Genomic DNA, 1,461 nt, shown 5'->3' with positions numbered 1-1,461 from the left:
GTCGATCTCGACAACATCACGTCCATTGATCCTGACGTCGCCGTTCGGCTCGATTAGCAGGAGTTGTCTAGTAGTCGTTTGCGCACCGCTATCGCCCAAGTGACGAAGTCGCCAAAGAATGGTGCTCAGTCGATGCTGAGCGGCCTTGTCGTACTCGGTGGACCAAAGCAAGCACGCGATTTCTTCTCTCGTTACACTTCGGCTTTGGTGCGTCGCTAGTAATGAGATCAGTGCTTTCGACGTTCGAGACAAATGGGCGCCAAGCTGCTGTTCTTGATAGAACAGCCGAAAGCTTCCGAACGTGTTGATTTTCCAGATCATACGCGCCCCACAGACTCTCTCGAAGCCTGCCTTTAACCACCGCGTCTCTGTTTACCCGGCGGCGACGGACTGCCTCGTTTGGGACAGGCATTTCATTCGAGCACCATGCGCACTAGCGTTAGCCCTCGCGCGACCGGCGTGTTGCTATTTTGCAGCTCAAGTATCTGGAAGTTTCGACGAGACCGATGCCGTCGAGAACTCTTTTAAAGATGTCTAGTCAGCTCGACCAATAAGACCATTATGTAGCCGAGTTTTGTGACACGCAACCAAAAACTGTAGACTCATTATTGAAAAACCATAACACGCAATACAAAGTCGGGCGGATTGTTCCCAACATCCCGCGCAAACAAACCGCACTCCGAATAGATGAGACGTGGTTAGCCGGCGAAGTACGCTGCGGGGGCTGCCATGACAAGCTTAGAACACGCTTGCGGAGCGCGCCCCTTGGTGCGTTTCGTACAAATGTTTGCACGCCGATAGCTCCACCGGGAAAATTGGCAAGATTGCTTCAGTCCCAACAATACGATCATCCAAAATCTAACCTTCAGTCTCATTCAACGCCATCACGCACACGTTAAGACCGAACAGCGAAACTGTATGGTCGTTGAGTAATTTGTGGGATCTTATATAACAGCTTGATTCCATTGGGGCGTTGGAGAGCGATAGCGTGAACAAGCGTAGATTTCTCTACGCCCCTTCCGTGGCGAGCCGCAGGGATTTGGGGACGCGCTGCGCCTTTCGGAATTGAGCCAACAGTCAACAACGTCGGGGAAATTCTCGAACTCACCTTCCGAGTCTTCCACCCGGCAGTCCCGTTACGCCCAGATCGCGATGCCGCAGGCCCCGATCAGCCGGCTAATTGTGGCAGAACTGTTCAGAAACAGATATCTCCGGCAGCGAAAGGAATCCGCGTTATTCGCGGTGTCGCGACGATTGATGTTCGGCCTGAAACCGGCTTCCGCCAAGACCCTTTTGCCTAGCGGCGTGCACCTCGAAACACGTTACCATCTGCAGTCGTCCGTGAAGAATGCGGATTGACCTGAAAAATAAGCAAAAATGTTCTTGAGAAAGTATTCGATTTTGCAGGAAAGCGGTGTGTGGAACCAGGATTTCCTGCGTTTTGGGATTTCGTTTTTGGGC

Annotated in this window: 1 protein-coding gene; it reads right to left on the bottom strand. The window is 52.2% G+C overall.

Annotated elements, in window-relative coordinates:
* On the bottom strand, positions 1-321 hold a 321-nt coding region (locus FNJ47_RS50730; protein ID WP_206685415.1), incomplete at its 3' end, for an AfsR/SARP family transcriptional regulator.
* Between the last annotated feature and the right edge of the window lie 1,140 nt (positions 322-1,461).

The organism is Bradyrhizobium uaiense (assembly GCF_010811875.1).
GTDB classification, from domain to species: Bacteria; Pseudomonadota; Alphaproteobacteria; order Rhizobiales; family Xanthobacteraceae; genus Bradyrhizobium; species Bradyrhizobium uaiense.
This window is presented reverse-complemented; position numbering and strand designations above follow the sequence as displayed.